Here is a 19,758-nt window from a genome sequence, read left to right on the forward strand (position 1 = left end):
CATGTGGAAATGGCTTCATCCTTACGCAAATCCAGAAACAACTTACCATCTAACAGGTAGGTTAATTCCGTGGTTTAGCTATTTAACAATTGCCTTGCTTACTATTGGTTTAATTTGGGCTTTGCTTTTTTCACCTGCAGATTATCAGCAAGGTGATAGTTTTAGAATCTTCTATATCCATGTCCCCACCGCCACATTATCCATGGGAATATATGTTGGGATGGCCATTGCAGCATTATGCAGTATTGTTTGGCAGTTAAAACTTGCTGATGCCTCTGCCGCCGCTTTAGCCCCTATAGGTGCTGTATTTACCTTTGTATCTTTAGTTACTGGTGCTGCATGGGGTAAACCTATGTGGGGTACTTGGTGGATTTGGGATGCTAGACTAACCTCTCAACTCATTTTATTATTTTTGTTTTTAGGCGTAATAGCACTTCATAACGCTTTTGAGGATAAAGGATTAGCAGGTAAAGCCGCAGGAATATTAACCTTAGTAGGTGTTATTAATATTCCAATCATAAAGTACTCTGTCGAGTGGTGGAATACATTACACCAAGGTGCAACAGTAAGTAAAATGGGCAAACCTTCGATGACCATAGATATGTTATGGCCATTTATATTTTGTTATATGGGCTTTATTTTTCTCATTGTAGTCATTACATGCATTCGCTTTAGAAGTGAAATTTTATCAAGAAACAGTATGCGCCCTTGGGTAAAAGAATTAGTACTCGCTGAAGGAGGTAAATAATGCAGTTTGAAAGTATTAGCGCCTTTTTGGATATGGGCGGTTACGGCTTTTATGTTTGGCTTTCATATGGTGTTGCCGCGTTAGCTATTTTATTACTTATTGTGTTTAGTAAACAGAAACATAACCAAACCGTTAAGCATATTGCTCAGCGCTATTTAAGAGAAACAAAGCGCAAAGAAGCGGCTAAATTACAACAAGCTGCACAAGAAAAAAATCAAAAAGATAAGCAAGCCCCTTTATCCCCTTTAGCTGTATCCGAGGAAGAAAATGAACCCACGCCGTAAAAAACGTTTAACTATTGTCGCCTCTATCCTAATAGGTTTAGGCGTTGTTTCAGGACTCGTGTTATATGCATTAAGTCAAAACATTGATCTATTTTACAAACCTTCAGAAATTTATAATGGTAAAGAAGGTTCTGGTATAAAAGCAATTAATGGACAACGTTTAAGAATTGGTGGTTTAGTCGTACCCGGTAGCGTAAAAAGAGATGAGAACAGTTTAAAAATAGCATTTAAATTAGCAGACATGAAAATGCCTATTACTTTTGATGAAAATGAACCTATGGTTACGGTAAAATATGATGGGATATTGCCTGATCTATTCAGAGAAGGACAAGGTATTGTCGCAAATGGTGTATTGAATACTGATAGTTATGTCATTGAAGCCACAGAGGTGTTAGCTAAACATGATGAAAATTACATGCCCAAAGAATTAGAAGCTGACTCAACTAAACCTCACACTGAATCTAAAGGTTATTAACCACTAAAAAAGGTAATTGTTATGGTTATATATTTACCATCACAATTACCTTTCATATTTTTAAAGATTAGGCGGTGTATTTTACTGACAAAATACGTTCACCTACTTTATTTAAAATCTCTATTTCACCATCACATACGGCAATAATAGATTTATCCTCTTTAAAATCATTTGGGATAACCACTCTACCATTCATATTTTCTTCAAAGGTTTTAACGTCGTGTTTTAGCTCAAGTGATCCCTCAGTATAATATATTACAGTAACTTTTCGTTGAGATGGATGTGTCATTATTGTTCCTAATCTACTTAGCTGAATGAATTACTTTTCAGCTATACAACTAATAAATATCTAGGCGAACATCCTTTTAGGTTATTTTAATTATAGACAAGTCTATAGTTTTGGATACTATGCAGTTAAAAATTCGAACTTATAGTTAACTATTTTAATAAAAATTACTAGCAATAAATTGCATACAATATAAAAAAATAACAAAACAAAATATTACGATGGATAAACAGACCTTATTTAAAGGTATTTTTAATAGCTTGAAATACTTAACCTGAGTTCGGTTTAAGATATTGTCAACTCTTTGAAAAATAATCACTAAAAACTCGGTTCGCTTCTAGCTTGATAGTTTTACTTAATTCAAGGAAAATTTACGCGTCAATAGCTGGCCTATTGCAAGTGAATTTAACGCAGAAGTTAGTAAAAGTAGCTGCTAGAAGAACATTTATTAAGCCGAACTCAGCTTACTTAATAATATTATTTTAACATATGCTGTAACTGGGAGTTTTTCTTATGTTAGTGCAAGTTTTGCATCAATAGCTAAGACATGATGTAAATTGAGCTATAAAGAGGAGAGCTATAAAATAATTGACATAAAAAAGGAGCTAAACAATTAACTCCTCGAGTAATAAAATAGGTTAAATCAAGACTTAACGCTCAAAAAAAATTATTTATTATTCTATAATTTCAATAAATTAATTGTAATCTAAAGCCGAAAAACCAAAAAAACTTACAATTACAATAATCAAAATTAAAAGAAAAAACACAAGACCTGTTACCTTGGTAATCTAATTTATCGGGTTATTTCTTGATAATTTACTCTTCGAAATACGTACCCCAGCCGTCATAATCCACTTTGCACTGTTTCGCTAATTGGAACATAATTTTTGTCTCATCTGAAATAATGTCTACTTCAAGAGGTTGTTCTGTAATAATATCAAAGGCAAAGACCTTTTCACCACTATCCGTTTCAGCTTCTTCAGGTTCTTCTACATCGTACCCTTTCTTAAATGCGGTTACGGCGGCGGCTTCTAATAACTCAAAATTTGCACTAGAAAAATGATGTTCAATAGTATGATCTACTTCTTCATTTGTTTCATCAGCAATAAGATCTGCAATTAAGTTTTCAGTGTGGGTTAACCATTGTTGTAATTCATCTTCAATCATTATTTAGTCTCGTTTCTATAACTATGTTGTACTTCTTCGTTCAGTTCATTAAATTTCTCAGTGATCATTAACTGAGCTTTTTGAGTTACTGATTTAATACTTTCACTATTTTCTGTATTTATGTGAATAGGATCTAAAAATTGAATAATCATTTTTCCGTTATTCCAGCGATTCAATTTGATATCAGCCGAGCTACTTGCGCAAATAGGAACAATAGGTACACTTGCTTGCTGTGCTGTTCTAAAGGCCCCTGTTTTAAAAGGTAAAATACCTTTACCATAACTACGAGTACCTTCAGGAAACAACCAAACAGAAAGACCATCAGCATTAATTTTACTTGCCGTTTGTGCAATCGTGTTTTTTGCCTTATTACTATTTTTACGATCGATTAAAATATTACCTGTTAGCCAATACATTTGCCCAAAAAAAGGCATCCATATTAGGCTTTTTTTACCAACACTCACGGTATTTGGCCGAACAGCTTTAGCGAGTGTAAACATATCCCATGTGTTTTGATGGTTACAAATATAAACAACTGAATCAATATGCTTAACTGACTCTGGGATCCTAACCTCAACCTCTACACCTAATAATGTCGTAACTTTGGCTAAGTAACGACAAGTTAAATGTGCATTATTTTTATGAAAAGGTCTAAACAAACAAAAAACACAGGAAACAATACATATAAGAACCAAAGCAATAGTTACTAAGATTATTCGAAAAAACGCTAGCAAAGTTATATCTCACATAAAATTTATGGGCGCTAGTATAACCCTTAACTAATCTAAATAGTGAATTAGTTAATAACACTATTTTCGCTAGAGCATTAACAACATTAACTTACACTCTTCCGTTGAAAACATAGCAATGTTAAGAGGTAATTTAAAACATTATAAAACCCGTTACTCGAGTGTAGGTTATATAAAAAATGCCCATAAGAATAACTTATGAGCATTGAGATTATAGCCAAAAAATTAGTTTTTAAAAAAGTTCATCTTCTATATTAAACAAAGTATTACTTCCCGCTTTAATTGACTCAATAAGTGACGATCTTCGAGGTAGTAGTTTTGCAAAATAATATTGTGCTGTTTTAATTTTACTTAGATAAAAGTGATCGCCAGAACTTTCTTTATTCAAAGATTCTTCTGCCATTTTGGCCCAAATAAAAGCCATAGCTGTATAACCAAACACATGTAAGTAATCATTTGCCGCAGTGCCTAGTTCCTCAGAATTCTTATGCGCAGCGCTTAACACATAATGAGTAAGTTCTTCTAATTCATCAATTGATGTTGAAAGCGGTACAATAAATTGCTTCATACTTTCGCTGTTAGTGTCGCTTATATAATCCCTAACTTCTTGAATGAATAGTTTCATTAATTCGCCTTTACTACCCGCAACTTTACGAGCAAGTAAATCCATGGCTTGCACACCATTTGTTCCTTCATATATTTGAGCAATACGGGTATCACGAACTAGTTGTTCTTGTCCCCATTCACGAATAAAACCATGACCTCCAAAGACTTGCTGACCTGCAACGGTACTATCAAATCCCATGTCAGTGAAAAAAGCTTTAGCTAGTGGTGTCATTAACGCTGCTAACGCTTCACCTTTTTTCTGCTGTTCTCCCTCGCCATAAGTTGATATATCTAATTGCATTGAAATATAAGTTGATAAAGCTCTTGAGCCTTCTGTTAACGCTTTCATGTTTAATAACATTCTACGTACGTCACCATGTACCATAATAGAATCAGCTACACCATCAGGATTTTTAACACCGGTTAATGAGCGACCTTGTAAACGTTCTTTTGCGTATTCAAGTGCATTTTGATATGACTTAGTTGCTGCGCCTATACCTTGAATACCAACACCAATGCGTTCAAAATTCATCATGGTAAACATACAGTTTAAGCCTTTATTGATTTCGCCAATCAGGTAACCTTCGGCTTCATCAAAATTCATAACGCAAGTAGCTGATGCATGAATACCCATTTTATGTTCAATTGAACCACAAGTTGCATTATTTGCTTCACCTAATGTTTCATCTTCATTAACTTTAAATTTAGGTACTAAGAAAAGAGAAATCCCTTTAGGTCCTGCCGGTGCATCAGGCAACTTAGCTAATACAAGATGAATGATATTCTCCGCTAAATCATGTTCACCTGCGGTAATGAATATTTTATTACCTGTAATTTTGTAAGACCCATTTTCTTGTGGGATAGCTTTAGTTCTAATTAAACCTAAATCTGTACCGGAGTGAGACTCGGTTAAACACATTGTTGCAGTCCAATCACCTGCATACATACGTGTTAAATATCGTTCTTTAAGCTCTTCGCTACCATGCTTTGCCAATGATAAACCTGCGCCGGCAGTAAGTCCTGGATATAATGAAAAAGATATATCCGCTGAGCACAGCATTTCTTCGTGAAAAGCAGTAACCACTTTAGGCATGCCCATACCGCCATAGTTGATATCGCCACCTAAAGCACTCCATCCTCCGGCTACGTATGTTGCAAAAGCTTCTTTATAACCAGGAACGGTTGTTACTGTACCATTATTAAAATTAACCCCCGTTTCATCTCCTAAGCGAGAAAGAGGTGCTATTTCTTGTTCTGCTATTTTCGCGCACTCTTGTAATATTGCTTCAGTCGTTTCACGATCTACATGTTCCGCCAACTTAGGTAAGTTTTGCCATAACACTTCTGACTTAAATACATCAAACAACAAAAAATTCATATCTTTTAAAGGTACTTGGTAATCAGCCACAATCTTCTCCGAAAATAAAACGTTATTTTTATAATCAACCGCAACATTAAAACAATCAATTAAAACACTTGTTTTAATCTTACGCCAAATATTTACGAAAAGCAAAATACACTTAGCGTGATATAACAACTTGCTTAGCATCAAAACAAGTGCTTAAATTAATGATAAATAGCGTTATGAGTAAACACGTACGATGAGTAACCCCAAGCAACTGTTTATATTAATATTATTATGTTGTGTTACTTATAACGCTGCAGCAAAGCAACTTCATTTCAGTAAAGTCGAAAAAGGTGATTTTTACCAATTTAATTATCAATGGGAAGATCATCAGAAAAAAGCGCAATCTATCTCATTCTCTTTAAGTAAGTCTGTACTGTTTAATAAATTTAGAAATTTTCGTACTTATAAGCCTAAATTAGTTGCACGGCATATTAGTAATAAAATCATGAGATATTTAAATAAAAACCCTATTGAAAACATTCAAATAGATTATGACAAAAAATCGGCAAGTATTACCGTTAAAGGAAGCGATTTAGCATTAGTCAATGATGCTGAAGAAAAGATATTAACTTTGCATGATGAGTTTACTGAAACATATCTACAAACGAATTGGTATCATACGTTTACCACTTATGATCATATACAAGCAATAAAGCCAGATCATGTAACCTTTGCCTCGTTATCAGCTGATGACTTAAAACCAATGAAACCATTAATTTTAGAAACGGTTTCAATACAAAATATTCGTAAAGTAACGGATCATGTTTTAGCTTTTGTGCAAAGTATTCCTTATTCAACACTAAATTCAAGAGTTGAATCTTCCGGCTCAGGTTTTAACCCTCCTTTAAAGTTACTATGGGAAAATCAGGGAGATTGCGACAGTAAAGTTACCTTGACTGCCGCTATATTAAGAGCACTTATGCCAAGAATCAAAATGGTGTTAATTTTTATAGATAATCATGCGCTTATTGGTATAGATGTATTAGCAAAAACAGATGAAATAACTATAACGTTAGATGGAACAACATACCTTTTAGCTGAACCAACAGGGCCGGCCCTATTACCTTTAGGTACACTAAATCAAACATCTGAATTAGCAATAATACAAGGGCAATATACTGCTGAGAAATTTCATTAACGCGTATCTGTAACCACTCAAGAGGCTATTTAAGCATCTTGAGTGGTTACGGGTATAAATACAGTTGTTCTGCTAACTCAAAATCTTGAATAGTATCAATATCTATAGATTCTGCTTGATTCATAACATACGGGATTGACGTGTCATTATAAAACTTAGATAAATCATTGGTAGGTAATATATATATAGCCCCATTAGGCATGTATATAGAGTTATTTTTTTGTCGAGCATGATTCGTTTTTATTTGTTCATTGTTATCAACAAAGTGAGCGTAACCTTGCTCATTGCATTTCATGATCCATGCATATTTGGGTTCCAGTTGATAACACGAAAAAAGACGTAACTCTTCGTTATCACGAGACGTATAAAGCTCAATGGCTTCGTCAATATGCTTACATGTTCTTAATGGTGAAGTCGCTTGTAGATTCAGTGCTATATTAAACTCTCCATGTAATGCTTTTATTTGTTCATAAGCATGCTGTAAAGCTTCAGCTAAAGAGGAATCATCATTTGATAAATATTCAGGCCTATCAATAACTTCTGCGCCATATTGCTGAGCAATTCCAGCGTATTTTTCACTATCAGTGGAGACGAAAACTTTATCAATATATTGAGAGTTTAACGCTGCCTCAACCGTCCATGCGATTAAGGGTTTACCATGAAACATTTTAATGTTTTTATCAACTAAACCTTTTGAACCACTTCTAGCGCCAATAAAAGCAAATAAACGTTTATTTAGAATCATTAAAATTTATCTCTAACATCTATTTGTGCTTGATTAAAATCATTCATTTTTCCAATATCTAACCAATATTCATGAATAGGAAAAATAGAAACCTTATGGTTCTCTGCTATTTTTTGCTCTATTAGTGTAGGCATGTCAATAATTTGATTTTTTTCAACTTGCGCAATTAATTCAGGGTTAATAACGTAGATACCCGCATTGATAAAATGTCGTTGAAGTGGTTTTTCTACCATACTTACCACTTGGTTTCCTACAGACTCTACGACCCCATAAGGTACTTGATACTCATATTCAGTTACGCACATAGTTGCCAAAGACTTTTGACCTAAGTGATATGAAAGTAAATGTTCAAAATCAACTTTAGTAAGTAAGTCACCATTCATCATAATAACTGGTAATTTAGGCATACTATCAGGCAATAGTCCTAAAGCTCCTGCTGTACCTAAGGGAGATTCCTCATAAACATATTCAATATTGACTCCCCAATCAGAACCATCACCAAAGTGTTGTTTTATTTTTTCAGATAGAAAATGAGTAGAGATATAAAAATTATGGAAACCTGAGTTTATAAAATTTTCTATAATCGTTTCGAGAATCGGCTTGCCGCCCAGCTTTAATAATGGTTTTGGGCAATCATTAGTTAATGGACGTAATCGGGTACCAAAACCTCCCGCCATTAAAAATATAGGGTTTTCATAAGTCGGTTTATAAACAATTTTTTCTAAGGTTTCTAAACCAACTAATTTATTATTTTTAATTAAAGGAATAGCGATTAGAGAGTTTTTTTTCATTAGCGATAACAAACGTGCTTTTGTTGTGTTTACGTCTGCAACTAAAGGACTTTTATTCATAACATCGATAATGGCTGTATCCATACTTTGATGTCGAATTAATGCCCGTCTGATATCCCCATCAGTTACAACACCTAACAAAGTTTCATCTGAATCAACAACTAGCGCTAATTTTAATGCACCAAGATCTATAACTTTAATGGTTTCTTCCATCGTTGTAGAAGGTGGGACTAAGATATTTTTCCAAAGTTGAGTCATATAACCTCTTTATCAATGCTTGTTATGAATACAGCATAATAATTAATACCAAACACATGAATAATTGACTCTTTTATACGAAGAATAAATAGTCAAATACACAGGTTCATCGTTCCAGACTAAACCTAAACACCTACTTCCTGTAGGCGAAGCATTTATTTTAATAAGGAGTGTTCTAATTATTAAAATAAATACGATGTAGTTGGTCATTTAAACAAATATAAATGATCAATGGTTATTGTGATTGATATAACTGCTTATTTCACTGATTTTAATAAATATTTTAAGTATAGCGCTGAAAATAAAACACGGTATACTTTTATTCTATTTATTAAGCATTTTTTATACCTAGAGTGAAAGGGATTAAAAGGAAAGTTTATAAAAAACGACTCAGGTTAATAAATCGCCTATTTCATAATCTTTTGTAGCAAGCGTATTAAGTAAATTCCAATATTCATAAGGTGATTTACCAGACCCCGGACGTTTAATATGAATATTTTCAGGTGTTAATTTATCCCCTTTTTTAATATTTTTTCCTGCGACTAAGCTCTTTCTTACAACCAGTTTATTTTTTAACTCAGAAACACTGGCTTCTTTAATTCCTGTCCCCATGGCTTGCTCTACTAATCGAATAGCGCCTACCATTGCTTTTAATTCAACAGGATCTAACGATGCTTTATGATCAGGCCCCGGTAAACTTTTATCCGTAGTGAAATGTTTTTCAATAACACATGCCCCATTAGCTACTGCCGCAATTGGCACCACAATTCCTTCGCTATGATCAGAATAGCCCACCTTAACCAAAAACGAGTCTTTAAGTGTATTCATAGCATGCAAATTAATATCTTGAGGGGCGGCAGGATAATCAGTAGTGCAATGCAATAAGGTAACCTGTTGATTTAATAATCGTTGGCCTTGCTCTGAACTAAAAGCTTGCTCAAAAGCTTCCTCGCTCGGCGTATTATATAATGTGTTATTTTCAACATTACAAAGCCCAAATGCTACAACACCTAATGCTTTACGAACTTCACCTAAACTGCACATACCGGTCGAAATAATAAGCGGCTTTCCACTATGAGCATGTGCTAAGACAAAAGGAGCATTAGTCACTTCGCCAGAAGGTATTTTTAACATAGGTAATTTTAAAACATTGATTAAGAAATCTAAGCTTTCAAAATCAAATGCTGTTGAAAGAAAAGTAATGTTTTTTTGCTGGCAATACTCAACCAATTTAACATGAGTATCAAAATCTAATTCTAACTTTTTCAACATAGAAAACTGAGAATCTTCTTGAACACCATTTTCTTTTTGATAATCGGCTAAGCTAGCATTTTTTGTTACTAAGTTATGGGCTTTAAATGTTTGAAATTTAACGCAGTCAGCACCTGCGGCTATAGCTTGATCAACAAGTTCAAAAGCACGGTGTTCATCACCATTATGATTGACACCTGCTTCCGCAATAATTAAAACCTTACTTGTTTCCATTAAATAATCTCTTTCAATAACATAAAAGCTTCTGCGGCTTTACTATTACATTGGACCCCTCTTACCTTAGCTAAAGCTTCAACAGCATCTAAACTTCGAGGGAAAGGAAACTCCGATAATTCTGATTGATATGTTTTTAAAATATTGATTTTTTGCTCTAAAAAATCATTAATATCAACCCAAACATTAGGAGAAAACTGAGCGTGATTAGGGTCTAAATTAAAATCGGTTTCTGACAAGGTTTCATAACATAACAATCGTTTTACACTCGCTGCTCTAAAAGATTTAGTACTCGACATTGCAGCATCAAACACGACTTTATGATCACTGTGCACATCGTATCGATAGGGAAGATAAACGGTGTGAGGAAGTGTTGCTTTTATGTTTTTTGAAATAGCACCAACCAAGTCAGCAGTATCCACAGAATCTAAGCTTGCAGGTGGGAAGTCTAAAACTGTAACTGAAGAAAAATTAAATAATTGGGAAACTATTTTAATTTCATCACGCCTTTTATTTATTTGCTGTTGAGAATAACCACATGCTAATGACATTGATGTAATGATAAGCCAATGTACCTCATCTCCGTTATTTATGTGCTTTAATAACGTTCCTCCACAACCTAACGACTCATCATCAGGGTGTGGCGCAACAACTAAAATGCTTTTACTCATAATTTATCACCAATATAAAAATGAGAGATCTCCTTAATTTTTTTCAAAAATATAGCTGAATTATCTCCGCACTTAATTAAAAGATCATCATTTGTTATATTCATAATTGTTCCAGGCACTAGTGCAGCTGAACATTTTTCTTGATAAATCTCACAATTCCAGACTTTATAATGATTACCTCTATAACAAAATTCAGCTCCACAATAAGGTATAGTTAACGCCCGAACTAAGTTATAGATGCTTGATGCTGACATTCTCCAATCAATAATTCCATCAGATTGGTTTCGCTTTCTCCAGTAAGTAGCATATTCCTTATTTTGAGGAATAGGGATTACAGTATTATTTATATAGTTTAAGGTAAATTCAGGTATTTGCTTTAAAGCTATATCAATAATTTTATTATAAAGAGTTAACGCCGTATCAGTAGACTCTATATTAACTGTTTTTTGACTGATAATAGGCCCCGAATCAACCCCTGCATCCATTTGAAAAAAACTAGATGCAGTTTCAGTAAGACCTAAAACCAATGCCCAAATGATAGGATGTCGACCTCTATTCTCTGGTAATTTTGAAGGGTGAAAACCAACAACTCCTTGCGGAGCAATTGCTAAAACTTGACTAGATAGTATATGGCTCCAACCAAAACAATAAATAACATCTGGTTTAATAGCTGTTAAAAAAGACACCATATCATCTGAATTACCCGTGTAATCAAAACAAGGAATATGATTTTTCTGAGCAATTAAAGTGAGATCACAATGGTCATCATTAACACTAGAAATACTTTTCGTAACAACACCACAAATATTAATTCGCTCATGATTCATTGAGATAATAGATAATAGTGCTTTTTCACTAAACGTGACGCAACCTATAAATGCAATATTTAATGTTGAGTTAACTAACATCATAAAAAACTTTTTGAGTAGGTTTCATTAATTCACATTCAATGAGCTTTTTTACTATTTTTTCTGACGCTTGCCCATTGCCATATGGATTAACTACATGAGCTAATTTATTTTGAATTTTTTCAGATAATGTGTATTGAATAGCTTGATAAATAGAGCTTTCATCAGCGATACAATCAATTACACTATCAGCAGAAAGTCTCCCTTTTTGTCTATCACCAATATTTACTGTTGCCACCTTACATGAAGGCGCCTCAATAATTCCGCTTGAAGAATTACCTAAAACTAAACTGGCAAGTTTCATCGCTGATAAGTAACGTAATTGTCCCATGGATTCAAGTAAGAATGTCCGTTTAGGATTTTTTTGCTGATATGTTTTTAATATTTCAATTAAATTACGCCCGTAGGTATCAGCATTAGGGTAAGTAAAAATTACTTGATATTGAGGGAATTTATCTAAAGCGTTTAATAAAGATTTTAATTCTTCATCGGCTTTATCTGCCAATAAAGTGACGGGATGATATGTAACTAAAAAGAATGGATGACTTAATTGAATTTGTAACGAATTAGCTAATTCATTCAACTCCATTAATGGCAGCTTGTTAATGTTATCTATTCCTGGAGCCCCAACATTAAATACATTCAGGGGTTGCTCACCTAATTGAATGACTCTTTTACGATAAGTTTCAGTTGCAGTAAAATGTAAATAAGACATTTTTGTAATGGCATGACGAACAGAATCATCAATCAGGGCTTCCGTTAACTCTCCCCCATGAATATGGGCAATAGGAATAGCGGCAATCATTGCCGCTTGGGCAATGGCCAAAGCTTCAAATCTGTCCCCTAAAATAACAACAACATCAGGTTTATTTCGCTCAAAAGCTTCCGCTGCACTCATTATAGCCAAACCTAAAGACTTTGAAATCCCTACAGGACTATCTGAAGAGAGTAAGAACTCAAGTTTATCTGTTATATCAAAACCATCTTTTTCAATTTGATTAACCGTGTAACCAAACTCAGAAGAAAGATGCATACCACCCACTAGCAACTGTAGATCAGCATATTTTGAGGCTGATATCCCTTTAAGGATCCAATAGAGTAAACCATATTCAGCGCGCGTTCCGGTAAATACTGCTATTTTTTTATTACTCACTCGTATAAAGCCTTTTAATAATTAATGATTAATACTGACTACACGTTATAAATATTATGCTTATATTTTTTCAAATTATCTGGATTTGAAAACCACTCAATTGTTGCTTCTAAACCTTGTTCAATATTGTATGACGGTCTAAAACCTGTAAGCTTAATCATTTCACGATTATCACACCACAGCCTAAATACTTCAGATTTATCAGGTCTTAGCCTTTGATCATCAAGAATAAAAGTGACATCACTCTTCATTATTTTTTTAATTAAATTTAACGTATCGCCCACACTAATTTCAAAATTAGAACCTATATTTAAGATTTTACCGATCGTATTATCTGATTGAGCTAAAGCCAAAAAACCACGACAGGTATCTTCAACATAGTTAAAATCTCGGGTGGGTGAAACATCACCTAGCTTAATGGATTTAACATTATTTGCGATTTGAGTAATGATAGTTGGAATAACAGCACGTGCTGATTGCCTCGGTCCATAAGTATTAAATGGTCGAGCAATAGTCAAAGGTAAATCAAAAGCGTTAAAATAACTCATTGCCATAGCATCCGCACCAATTTTAGAAGCACTATAGGGTGATTGAGCTTGTAATGGATGCTTTTCATCGATTGGTACATATTGCGCTGTACCATAAACTTCGCTAGTCGATGTATGGATAACCCGTTCAACATTATTATCTTTACAGGCTTGGCATATATTTAAGGTACCTGTAACGTTAGTTTCAACATAGCTTTGAGGGGCAACATAAGAATAAGGAATAGCAATTAAAGCCGCTAGATGAAAAACAATATCTACATTTTTAGTTATAGATTGGCAAAAGCTAGGATCTCTCACATCTCCGGCAATCACTTCTATTTGGTCAATACAAGAAATCCCGTCTAACCATCCCCATGAATTAAAAGAATTATATTGAACAAGTGCTTTTACTTTATAACCTTGCTGGACAAGCAACTCGGTTAAATGAGAACCGATAAAACCATCAGCCCCGGTAACTAATACTGTTTTATTATTCATAGATATAATCACCTAAATCGGTAGAAATAATGTTTAAATTTATATTAATCTATAATAACATTTTTATAGGCAGATACGGCTTTAGTGCCAACAACTTGGAGACTAAGTTCTTTGATAACTTCTTTTTTAGCGGTATCGAGGCGTGTGAGATAAATATTATCTCGCTGTTGAATGGCTCTTAAAAAATGATGATATTTATTCATCATATCAGAGTCTACCATACTATTTTTATTTGCTTCTTGTATTACATTCTCATGTAATTCAACAAGCAAATTATGTCGTTGAGATAAGAGTGTTGAACAGTTTTCTTCATTCTTGTTATCAATTAACTGCTCTACTTGTTCAGTTAACGCGATAATTTTTTCAGATGGCTCAACAAAAAACACATTATGCACCTTGTGTTAATTTATTACGTTCTTCAAGTAATGATAAACCTTCTTTTTTAGATTCTTCAGGCATCTCAAACCATGCATCTCTTAATGGTTTTAATAAGCTAATGACTTCATCAATACCTTCAGCATTTAAATTAACGCTAATACCGTGAAGTTGATCAATACAATAGGCATATAAATCATCAAATCGTTGAGATATTACTGGCTCTGACGTGAAATCTAATGAATTACGTAACGCATTTAGTATATTAATACTTTTGGTCATAGATGTAGACTTTAAAGCAAAATCTTTTCGTTCAATCGCACCTTTTGCCTGCGACATACTCTGTAATACACCGTCAAACATCATCACAATAATTTTGTGAGGATCAGATGCTAAAATATTACTATCAATATTAACTTTTTTATATGCTTGGAGATTTTGTCTCATTTTGATTACCTCTTTTACCTATACAACTACTATAGATAACTAATACAAATCTTACTAATTTATGATTAACTTTTACTGACTATAAAGTAAAAACTAATGAGTAAAATTGGTATAAAATAAAACTAACTATCTGACTGTGGCAACGCTAAGGCATTTTTCAGGAAGTCGCCTGTTGCATTAAATTGTGCAACGGTTGAATCGAGAAAAGAAAACCGCTTACGTAAAGTATCTTCATAATTACGAAGCCTGGTCTCTAATGCCGTATATTCATCTTTAATTACAGTTAAATTAGCGTTTAACGTTGATTGTCTTTTAGTTAATGTACCATCACCGCCATTATAATTGTCAATTAAGTCTGTCAATTGACTGACGATACCATCTGTACTAGCAAAAAGCTCGCCAACCCCATTAATATCATTTGAAATAGCGTCTGATAACTTTTCAGATCCGCTTTTTAATGACCCTGTAGCAGTCGTTGATATTTCTAATCGACCATCTTTATTAAGTGACACGCCTATGTCATTTAGTGATTGAATAGAACTACCCGCTAAACTTGATACTGAGTTAATAACAATATCAGATAGTTGCCCCTTCATAGAACGTAAATCAGCATCGAAGGCTAAGCGGCCTTGTACTGGAGCACCTAACCCTATCATATTATCAACTAAGGCATTATAACCTGCAACAAAGTCAGTAATTAATGTATTGGCAACACTAGTATCTTGAGTAATATCTAACTTTGAAGTAACCCCAGGATCACTCACTTTAGTTGCTACGATAGTCACATCTTCAATATTATTTTTAAATTCATTAGTTGAATTTGTAACTACGTTACCATCAATTTCAATAATAGCATTATCAGCGGTAACGATTTCGCTTGCCGTTGTAGATAAGCCTGAAAGTGCTGCATCACCAGAAGTAACCGTTAACGCGTTATCTGTTCCCGTGTTTGCTGCACTATAAGTTAGGAATGTACCATTATCGCTATTAACAAGAGTTACGTTGACACCAAAATTACCTGTTCCTTGATTAATTTTATCACGAATGGTGGATAAATCGTCAGCTGCATCTATGGTAACATCGAAAGTATCACCATTAGCAGAATTAAAGGTTAACGTACCTGCACCAACAGTTGTAGATGAGTCAGCAAAATTAGTTGTTTGAATTTTTGTGGACTTTGCCAGTTGTATTACTTCAACATCAAAAGAACCTGATGTAGCAAAGCCATTAGTTATAGCGGAAAAGCTATCACCTGATGCCGTAACAGTTTGTTGATTAAAATTATCAACATCTTTTAATTTATTGGCAGCAGATTGAAAGGTAGATAAAGCCGACTTGAGACTACCGAGCCCTGATAGCTCAGTTTTATACCTATCTTCTTTTTCTTGTAATCGTATTTCTTGAGGGACAGATTCTGCGGTTACGAAAGCCTCAATAATTGATTCAAGATCTAAGCCTGAACCTATTCCTGCTTGTGTAATATTCATTATGCTGTCTCCTATATATTAAACACCCATCATCTAAATGTTTTAAATACTCTCATCAAGAAGTATACCAGTTTTTTTACTTACATCTTCTCTAAGCTCTACAATTTTTTGAGCAATAGAAAGAATTTCTTCCGATGGAAATTGTTTTATGAGTTCGTTATTTTCTGAATCGAAAATTTTAATCACTGTTTTTTCAGAACCATCATCTTGAGTAAAATTAACTGTTCTAATAGGCATATTAATAAACTCAGAAATAGTTTTCATTGCATCAGAAACCATGTTGGCTTCATCAGCTAAGCTTTCACTCGACTTATCTTCAAGTGATTGTTCTTCTGATTCTTTTACTCTTTGTAATTCAGCAACTTTATTCAGTTTAATTATCGTTTCTTGTGCCGCTGGATCTTCAAATGCCTTCTCTTTTTCAATCGCTAAATCAGGGGGGGACTTAGTATTTTTATTCAATTGATTAAGATCATCTGCCATATTTATAGGGTTGCTGTTAGCAATATTAATAGACATGGGCACCTCCAATTTCAAGTTTTATAAACGAAAATGACACTCAGGTAGGAGTGTCATTATACTGTTGCTGTTTTCCAAGTAAATTCTACAACAATGACAATGCTATTTGCGGCTGTTGATTAGCCTGCGCTAACATTGAACTTGACGCTTGTTGTAACACTGAACTCTTCGCTAATGCTGCACTTTCTGCTGCGTAATCAGTATCTAATACACGTGAGCGTGATGCTGATAAGTTTTGCGCTGTATTATCGTTACTACGAATAACAGAAGAAAAACGATTTTGTTTTGCACCTAAATCAGCTCGAACAGTATTCACTTTTACTAAAGCATTATCAACTAATCCGATTGCAGACGTAGCACCAACATCTGTAGCAATAGTTGCTGCACCTGTTGATAAAATAGTTGCTGCATCAAAGTTTTGACCAATTGATACTGTAATAGTTTGCCCACCGTCAGCACCAATCTGAAAATCTTTACCAGTGAAAGTGCCATTTAATAGATTCTCACCAGCAAATGAAGTTTGATCTGATATACGTGTAAGCTCTAATTCTAATTCGCCAAACTCAGCATCAAGTGCAGTTCTATCTGCTGTACTATTTGAACCGTTAGCTGATTGTACTGCTAATGTACGCATACGTTGTAATGTATTTGTATACTCATCTAACGCGCCTTCAGCGGTTTGCGCTAGAGATATGCCATCGTTAGCGTTACGTGAGGCTTGATTTAAGCCATTAATCTGTGCTGTTAAACGACTTGATATCTGTAAACCTGCCGCATCATCTTTCGCACTGTTGATACGTTTACCTGAAGATAAGCGTTCAAAGTTATCAGCTAAACTATTAGTTGAGTTTTGAAGTTGACGCTGTGAGTTCAATGATTGAACATTACTATTAACTACTAAAGCCATATTATTCGCCTCCGGACTACTAAAGCCCTAATTAAATTTATTTGAAGTGTAATATTCTAGATTTCACTTCTTATATTCATGTTATCGACAAGAAATAAATAAACTTTAGTAAATATCATCAATAACACACATAAATATTATTCGAAACTCATTAATTATATGTAATGAGTTTCTTGGTAGTAACGATTACAACAATGATAATGCGATTTGCGGCTGCTGATTAGCCTGCGCTAACATTGAGCTTGATGCTTGTTGTAATACAGAACTCTTCGCTAATGCAGCACTTTCTGCGGCATAATCAGTATCTAATACTCGAGAACGTGACGCTGATAAGTTTTGTGCCGTATTGTCATTACTACGAATAACTGAAGCAAAACGGTTTTGCTTAGCACCTAAATCTGCACGTACGGTGTTAACTCTTACTAAAGCATCATCTATATTCCCAATTGCTGTTGATGCACCTGTCGCTGAAGAAATAGTTGCTGTAGCATCCTGTAGTATAGAGGCGGCAGTAAAGTTCTGTGAAATAGAAATCGTAATCGTTTGACCACCATCAGCACCAATTTGGAATGCTTTACTGGTAAACGATGAATCTAATAAATTCTCACCAGCAAAAGATGTTTGTGATGAAATACGTGTAAGTTCAAGCTCTAATTCACTAAATTCAGAATCTAGTGCTGTTCTATCTGCATTACTGTTTGAACCGTTAGCTGATTGTACCGACAATGTACGCATACGTTGCAGCGTATTAGTATATTCATCTAACGCTCCTTCAGCGGTTTGCGCTAATGAAATACCATCGTTAGCATTACGTGATGCTTGATTTAAACCATTAATCTGCGCAGTTAAACGACTTGATATTTGTAATCCTGCTGCATCATCTTTTGCGCTATTAATACGTTTACCTGAAGATAAACGTTCAAAATTATCAGCCAAACTATTGGTTGAGTTTTGCAGCTGACGCTGTGAGTTTAATGACTGAACGTTACTATTAACTACTAATGCCATGATAATATCTCCTGGGTAAATTACCCTTCAATGAATTCGATTAACGAAGCTAGTATTTAATGAATCAGTATTGATACTCGCTGCATCTTAAAAACTGTATCGGTTACTTTTTAAATAACTTTAATCTTTTTTAATATTTTCTTTGAAAACTATATTTTTTATTGATTTTTAAAGAAATTTTATTTTTATTAAAATAAAAAACCCTCTTAAAGAGGGTTTAAAGGTCATTATAATCAATAAGTGGCTACAATAATGACAATGCGATTTGAGGTTGCTGATTCGCCTGCGCTAACATTGAACTTGACGCTTGTTGTAACACTGAGCTTTTCGCTAGTGCAGCACTTTCTGCAGCGTAATCGGTATCTAATACTCGAGAACGTGAAGCCGATAAGTTCTGTGCTGTATTATCATTACTTCTTATAACAGAAGAAAAACGATTTTGTTTTGCACCTAAATCCGCTCGTACGGTGTTAACTTTTACTAAGGCGGCGTCAACTTGTGCTATTGCCGTTGAAGCTCCAGCAGCAGAAGTTATGGTTGCAGCACCACTAAGCATTGCTGAAGCATTAAAGTCTTGCCCAACAGATACTGTAATTTTTTGTCCGCCATCTGCACCTATCTGAAAATCTTTACCAGTGAAAGTACCATCTAATAGATTCTCACCAGCAAAAGAAGTTTGATCTGATATACGTGTCAGTTCTAACTCTAATTCGCTAAACTCGGCATCCAGTGCTTTCCTATCGGCTACACTATTTGAACCATTGGCAGACTGTACAGATAAAGTACGCATACGTTGTAATGTATTCGTATACTCATCTAAAGCACCTTCAGCAGTTTGCGCTAAAGATATACCATCGTTGGCGTTACGTGATGCTTGATTTAAACCATTAATTTGTGCCGTTAAACGACTTGATATTTGTAAACCTGCCGCATCATCTTTCGCACTGTTAATACGTTTACCTGAAGATAAACGCTCAAAATTATCAGCTAAACTATTGGTTGAATTCAAAAGTTGACGCTGTGAATTCAAAGATTGAACATTACTATTAACAACTAATGCCATGATAATATCTCCTAAGTAACATATTCGTAAAATTATTTGATTTATGAAGTAAGTA

The 19,758-nt window shown here is 34.3% G+C and carries 22 protein-coding genes; 4 read left to right on the forward strand and 18 right to left on the reverse strand.

Translation table 11 applies throughout. The features are described from left to right. Position 1: 1 nt before the first annotated feature. Genes B0X80_RS14345 through ccmE form a run of 3 tightly spaced genes read left to right on the forward strand, consistent with a single transcriptional unit; the run spans position 2 to position 1,507 of the window. Positions 2-748: a heme ABC transporter permease gene (locus tag B0X80_RS14345; protein ID WP_077341382.1), complete on the forward strand. Its 747-nt coding sequence runs from the start codon at positions 2-4 to the stop codon at positions 746-748. Next, positions 748-1,032 carry a heme exporter protein CcmD gene (ccmD, locus tag B0X80_RS14350; RefSeq protein WP_077341384.1) on the forward strand — a complete coding sequence of 95 codons (285 nt, stop codon included), beginning with the start codon at positions 748-750 and terminating at the stop codon, positions 1,030-1,032. The genes B0X80_RS14345 and ccmD overlap by 1 nt, the downstream gene beginning before the upstream one ends. Continuing rightward, on the forward strand, positions 1,016-1,507 hold the full coding sequence (ccmE, locus tag B0X80_RS14355; RefSeq protein WP_077341386.1) for a cytochrome c maturation protein CcmE: 492 nt from the start codon (positions 1,016-1,018) through the stop codon (positions 1,505-1,507). The genes ccmD and ccmE overlap by 17 nt, the downstream gene beginning before the upstream one ends. A gap of 67 nt (positions 1,508-1,574) precedes the next feature. Here the strand turns inward: ccmE and B0X80_RS14360 are convergent, their stop codons facing one another. From B0X80_RS14360 to B0X80_RS14375, 4 genes are all read right to left on the reverse strand, one after another. Next, the gene (locus tag B0X80_RS14360) at positions 1,575-1,796 is read right to left on the reverse strand and encodes a TIGR02922 family protein (protein ID WP_077341388.1); all 222 of its coding nucleotides are present in this window, start codon (positions 1,794-1,796) and stop codon (positions 1,575-1,577) included. An 813-nt stretch (positions 1,797-2,609) separates the two neighbouring features. Next, positions 2,610-2,960, reverse strand: coding sequence for a ribonuclease E inhibitor RraB (rraB, locus tag B0X80_RS14365; RefSeq protein ID WP_076419631.1), 351 nt, complete (start codon positions 2,958-2,960; stop codon positions 2,610-2,612). Continuing rightward, positions 2,960-3,619 (reverse strand): 1-acylglycerol-3-phosphate O-acyltransferase, encoded by a 660-nt coding sequence (locus B0X80_RS14370; RefSeq protein WP_245825467.1) that lies wholly within the window; start codon positions 3,617-3,619, stop codon positions 2,960-2,962. The genes rraB and B0X80_RS14370 overlap by 1 nt, the downstream gene beginning before the upstream one ends. A gap of 322 nt (positions 3,620-3,941) precedes the next feature. After that, positions 3,942-5,723 (reverse strand): acyl-CoA dehydrogenase C-terminal domain-containing protein, encoded by a 1,782-nt coding sequence (locus B0X80_RS14375; RefSeq protein ID WP_077341620.1) that lies wholly within the window; start codon positions 5,721-5,723, stop codon positions 3,942-3,944. Between the two features lie 193 nt (positions 5,724-5,916). Between B0X80_RS14375 and B0X80_RS14380 the strand changes: the two genes are divergently transcribed. Continuing rightward, a complete protein-coding gene (locus tag B0X80_RS14380) occupies positions 5,917-6,861 on the forward strand; it encodes a hypothetical protein (RefSeq protein WP_245825468.1) in 945 nt (314 codons plus the stop codon). A 46-nt stretch (positions 6,862-6,907) separates the two neighbouring features. On the opposite strand, the gene B0X80_RS14385 is transcribed toward B0X80_RS14380, so the two are convergent. The 14 genes from B0X80_RS14385 to B0X80_RS14450 form a co-directional block, all read right to left on the reverse strand. Beyond that, on the reverse strand, positions 6,908-7,606 hold the full coding sequence (locus B0X80_RS14385) for an acylneuraminate cytidylyltransferase family protein (protein ID WP_077341392.1): 699 nt from the start codon (positions 7,604-7,606) through the stop codon (positions 6,908-6,910). After that, positions 7,606-8,655, reverse strand: a complete 1,050-nt coding sequence (locus B0X80_RS14390) for a nucleotidyltransferase family protein (protein WP_077341394.1) — start codon at positions 8,653-8,655, stop codon at positions 7,606-7,608. Before B0X80_RS14390 ends, B0X80_RS14385 begins: the two co-directional genes overlap by 1 nt. Positions 8,656-9,045: 390 nt before the next feature. Further along, positions 9,046-10,140, reverse strand: coding sequence for an N-acetylneuraminate synthase (gene neuB, locus B0X80_RS14395; RefSeq protein WP_077341396.1), 1,095 nt, complete (start codon positions 10,138-10,140; stop codon positions 9,046-9,048). Then, positions 10,140-10,811, reverse strand: coding sequence for a PIG-L deacetylase family protein (locus B0X80_RS14400; protein WP_077341398.1), 672 nt, complete (start codon positions 10,809-10,811; stop codon positions 10,140-10,142). Before B0X80_RS14400 ends, neuB begins: the two co-directional genes overlap by 1 nt. Further along, positions 10,808-11,722 (reverse strand): methionyl-tRNA formyltransferase, encoded by a 915-nt coding sequence (locus B0X80_RS14405; RefSeq protein ID WP_077341400.1) that lies wholly within the window; start codon positions 11,720-11,722, stop codon positions 10,808-10,810. Before B0X80_RS14405 ends, B0X80_RS14400 begins: the two co-directional genes overlap by 4 nt. After that, positions 11,709-12,872: a UDP-N-acetylglucosamine 2-epimerase gene (gene neuC, locus B0X80_RS14410; RefSeq protein ID WP_077341402.1), complete on the reverse strand. Its 1,164-nt coding sequence runs from the start codon at positions 12,870-12,872 to the stop codon at positions 11,709-11,711. Before neuC ends, B0X80_RS14405 begins: the two co-directional genes overlap by 14 nt. A 38-nt stretch (positions 12,873-12,910) precedes the next feature. Beyond that, complete coding sequence (locus B0X80_RS14415; protein WP_077341404.1) at positions 12,911-13,897, reverse strand: NAD-dependent 4,6-dehydratase LegB; 987 nt, start codon at positions 13,895-13,897, stop codon at positions 12,911-12,913. Positions 13,898-13,941: 44 nt separating this feature from the next. Then, entirely contained in the window at positions 13,942-14,283 is a 342-nt protein-coding gene (locus B0X80_RS14420; RefSeq protein WP_077341406.1) for a hypothetical protein, read from the reverse strand. A gap of 1 nt (position 14,284) precedes the next feature. Next, entirely contained in the window at positions 14,285-14,719 is a 435-nt protein-coding gene (gene fliS / locus B0X80_RS14425) for a flagellar export chaperone FliS (protein ID WP_077341408.1), read from the reverse strand. Positions 14,720-14,841: 122 nt separating this feature from the next. Continuing rightward, entirely contained in the window at positions 14,842-16,206 is a 1,365-nt protein-coding gene (fliD, locus tag B0X80_RS14430) for a flagellar filament capping protein FliD (protein ID WP_077341410.1), read from the reverse strand. Positions 16,207-16,248: 42 nt separating this feature from the next. Further along, complete coding sequence (locus B0X80_RS14435; RefSeq protein ID WP_077341412.1) at positions 16,249-16,725, reverse strand: flagellar protein FlaG; 477 nt, start codon at positions 16,723-16,725, stop codon at positions 16,249-16,251. Positions 16,726-16,810: 85 nt separating this feature from the next. Further along, positions 16,811-17,632: a flagellin N-terminal helical domain-containing protein gene (locus B0X80_RS14440; RefSeq protein WP_077341414.1), complete on the reverse strand. Its 822-nt coding sequence runs from the start codon at positions 17,630-17,632 to the stop codon at positions 16,811-16,813. Between the two features lie 186 nt (positions 17,633-17,818). Continuing rightward, the gene (locus B0X80_RS14445; protein ID WP_077341416.1) at positions 17,819-18,640 is read right to left on the reverse strand and encodes a flagellin N-terminal helical domain-containing protein; all 822 of its coding nucleotides are present in this window, start codon (positions 18,638-18,640) and stop codon (positions 17,819-17,821) included. 244 nt (positions 18,641-18,884) lie between these two features. Then, a complete protein-coding gene (locus tag B0X80_RS14450; RefSeq protein ID WP_076419618.1) occupies positions 18,885-19,703 on the reverse strand; it encodes a flagellin N-terminal helical domain-containing protein in 819 nt (272 codons plus the stop codon). Between the last annotated feature and the right edge of the window lie 55 nt (positions 19,704-19,758).

Source organism: Pseudocolwellia agarivorans, assembly GCF_002000085.1.
Classification (GTDB): domain Bacteria; phylum Pseudomonadota; class Gammaproteobacteria; order Enterobacterales; family Alteromonadaceae; genus Pseudocolwellia; species Pseudocolwellia agarivorans.